This window comes from Simplicispira piscis (genome assembly GCF_054783455.1).
Genome location: NZ_BAAGQN010000029.1, coordinates 1 through 2,993, shown reverse-complemented (window position 1 = coordinate 2,993; position 2,993 = coordinate 1). Strand labels below are relative to the sequence as shown.

Here is a 2,993-nt window from a genome sequence, read left to right as displayed (position 1 = left end):
GGGAGCATGACGAACATGCTCCCTTTTTACCTGCCCGGGGCAAGCTGCCGTCTTAACTGACTGGCATTGGCCTTCGGGCGCCGTTGTGCCTTCTCGGTACCTGCGCCCTACACTGAAGGCCATGCCGCAACCGCAAGCCCCTTCTGCCGCCCAATGCCCTTTGTGCGGCCAACCCAACCAATGCGCCATGGCGCAAGGCCAGCCTGCAGATGAATGCTGGTGTATGCACGGCGTGATCACGCCCATGGCACTGGCATCCCTGGCGCCGCAGGAGCGCGGCCAACGCTGCATCTGCCCATCCTGCGGTCGGGGTTTGCAAGTACCACCGGGCGCTGCAACAACTGCGCCTTTATGATCCATTTTTTACACGAGGATTACGCCCCATGCCCACGTACCATATCGAGATGATGGAAGGCCGCACCATTGAGCAAAAACGCAAGCTGGTGGAAGAGATCACCCGTGTTTCTGTCGAAGTTTTGGGTGGCTCTCCAGAGTCTGTCGACATTCTCATCACCGATGTGAAGCGTGAAAACTGGGCCACCGGCGGCAAGCTCTGGCTGGAACGCAGCTAGGCAAAATCCCCATGCGCAGCACCGATTCCGCGGCCGTGCTGCGTGAGCGCCATGGCGAGCACTATCGCTGGCTGCTGCTGCTGTCCGTCATGGTCGGCACGATGGCGTCGATCATGTCATCGACCATCGTCAACGTAGCGATTCCTGACATCAGCCACCACTTTGTCTTGGGCCAGGCCCGCGCGCAGTGGGTGAGCTCTGGCTTCATGGTCGCCACTACGGCGTCCATGCTCACCACACCATGGCTCCTGTCCCGCTATGGCTATCGGCACACCTACATCTCGGCCATGGTGCTGTTGCTGCTGGGCGGCATGGCAGGCGGGCTGGCCCACCACTTCAGCCTGGTCATGGTCGCCCGCGTGGCCGAAGGGCTGGCGGCGGGCATTGTGCAACCGATTCCGGCTGTCATCATCCTGCATGCGTTTCAACCGCATGAGCAAGGTCGGGCAAGCGGGTTTTTTGGGATGGGAGTGGTGCTGGCGCCAGCTATAGGGCCCAGCATCGGTGGCCTGTTGGTGGACTGGTTTGGCTGGCGGTCCATCTTTTTTATGGTGGTGCCGTTCTGTATCGCATCGATCGCATTGGCCTGGAAATATGTCCCGGTGAATGCGCCTGGCGGCGTGAGCGCAGACCCAAAAAGTGCTTCGCTCGACTGGCGCGGCCTGGCGCTTGGCACGCTGGGCACGTTGTGCCTGCTCAATGGTCTGGTTTCCCTGCACAGTGGTCCACTTGCCGAGGCCCTTGGCCTGCTGCTGGGCGCAGTGTTTTCCCTGGTGCTGTTCATCTGGTGGCAGCGCCGTCAGGCGAACACCGGCCGACATCCCTTGATGGATTTGCGCGTATTTGGCTACCGCTCCTTCGCCATGGGCAGCGTAGTGGCGTTCATCTATGGGACGGCGCTTTTCGGTTCAACCTATCTGCTGCCAGTCTTCATGCAGTTAGGCTTGCAAATGTCGGCCTCGCTGGTGGGCACCATCATGCTGCCCGCCGGTATTGTGCTGGCCATAACCATCCCTATCGTCGGACGCCTGGCCGACCGGCAATCTACCCAAATGCTGGTCAGTATCGGGCTGGCCTTGCTAGCACTTTCTTTTGCGCTCATGCTACTGGTTGGCCTGCAATCAGCGATGTGGATGCTGGTGCTGTTTTCCATCCTGGGGCGTGTCGGTCTTGGCTTCATCCTGCCTTCACTCAACCTGGGCGCCATGCGCCCCCTGCCCAAGCCTCTGATCTCTCAGGCATCGAGCGCCATCGGCTTTGTGCGTATGCTCGGCGGCGCGGCCGGCGTCAGCCTCTGCGGTATTGTGCTGGAGTGGCGTATCGCAGCCCACGGCGACGCACTTTCCGTAGCCGCCAGCAGCCCTGCGCGCGTCACAGCGTTTGGCGAAACCTTCCTGATGCTCGCCGGCCTGTGTCTGCTTGCGCTGGTGGCGGCTTGGCAACTGCGCGAGACACCTCCAGCAGCCTCCTCCGTTCAATAATTTTCTATCCAAAGCGCTCGTCGCCCGCAAGTTATATGTGCCAGCTTTTGGGAATGAACTGCAACACGCCCACGGACGTGACCTTCAGCTTCACGGGTTTTGCGCAACGGGCCGGACATACCGGCGACCATAGCGACGGCTGGGGCATCGCATTTTTTGAAGACAAAGGTGTGCGTCACTTTGTGGATCACCAACGTGCGCTCGATTCACCGGTCGCAGACCTCATTCGACGCTATCCAATCCAGAGCTGCAATGTGATTGCACACATTCGCAAAGCGACCCAAGGCGCCGTCGCACTGCAAAACTGCCATCCTTTTGTGCGGGAACTGTGGGGACGGTATTGGGTTTTTGCGCACAACGGCGACTTGAAGGACTTTCGTCCCCTGCTACATGGCAGCTTTCACCCAGTGGGTGCTACCGACAGCGAGCATGCATTTTGCTGGATCATGCAGGAACTGGCCAAGTCCCATGCCCAGGTGCCCAGTATCAGCGAACTCACACTCACACTCCGTGAGCTGGCGTCGCGCATTGCACCCCATGGCACTTTCAACTTCCTGCTCTCCAACGGCCAAGCTCTCTGGGCGCACGCCTCCTCCAATCTGTACTTTATCGAGCGTCGCCATCCCTTTGCCAGCGCCCAACTGGCCGACGAGGATTTGCATGTGGATTTCTCTACGCAGACCTCACCGAGCGACAAGGTTGCCGTCATTGTGACTGCCCCGCTGACACGGGACGAGCCCTGGACCGCCTTTGGGCACCAAGAACTCAAGGTATTTGTGGATGGCGCTGTCTTCCATCCAGAAATATCCCGTCCGCAAGCGCCGTAATGCAATTTTTTAAAAACTGCGCTTCAGACTGAGGGTTCTTTCAATATCCAGTCCCAGAAACAGGAACGCCCCGCTCATTGCTGAGAGGGGCGTTGCTGCGCTGTAAGAGCCTG

The 2,993-nt window shown here is 59.5% G+C and carries 4 protein-coding genes; all 4 read left to right on the top strand.

Annotation, left to right across the window (positions count from 1 at the left end; genetic code table 11):
• The first annotated feature begins 121 nt into the window (after positions 1–121).
• From ACYVOC_RS17695 to ACYVOC_RS17680, 4 genes are read left to right on the top strand one after another with little or no spacing between them, the layout of a single operon-like run.
• Entirely contained in the window at positions 122–355 is a 234-nt protein-coding gene (locus ACYVOC_RS17695; protein WP_461162648.1) for a cysteine-rich CWC family protein, read from the top strand.
• 28 nt (positions 356–383) lie between these two features.
• A complete protein-coding gene (locus tag ACYVOC_RS17690) occupies positions 384–572 on the top strand; it encodes a 4-oxalocrotonate tautomerase (protein ID WP_116005176.1) in 189 nt (62 codons plus the stop codon).
• Positions 573–583: 11 nt separating this feature from the next.
• On the top strand, positions 584–2,053 hold the full coding sequence (locus ACYVOC_RS17685) for a DHA2 family efflux MFS transporter permease subunit (protein ID WP_461162647.1): 1,470 nt from the start codon (positions 584–586) through the stop codon (positions 2,051–2,053).
• A 35-nt stretch (positions 2,054–2,088) separates the two neighbouring features.
• Positions 2,089–2,880 carry a class II glutamine amidotransferase gene (locus tag ACYVOC_RS17680; RefSeq protein WP_116005178.1) on the top strand — a complete coding sequence of 264 codons (792 nt, stop codon included), beginning with the start codon at positions 2,089–2,091 and terminating at the stop codon, positions 2,878–2,880.
• Positions 2,881–2,993 lie beyond the last annotated feature (113 nt).

Bases quoted from the DNA above. Each gene is read 5' to 3' on its own strand.
- ACYVOC_RS17695 (WP_461162648.1), top strand. From the start codon at position 122: ATGCCGCAACCGCAAGCCCCTTCTGCCGCCCAATGCCCTTTGTGCGGC.
- ACYVOC_RS17690 (WP_116005176.1), top strand. From the start codon at position 384: ATGCCCACGTACCATATCGAGATGATGGAAGGCCGCACCATTGAGCAA.
- ACYVOC_RS17685 (WP_461162647.1), top strand. From the start codon at position 584: ATGCGCAGCACCGATTCCGCGGCCGTGCTGCGTGAGCGCCATGGCGAG.
- ACYVOC_RS17680 (WP_116005178.1), top strand. From the start codon at position 2,089: ATGTGCCAGCTTTTGGGAATGAACTGCAACACGCCCACGGACGTGACC.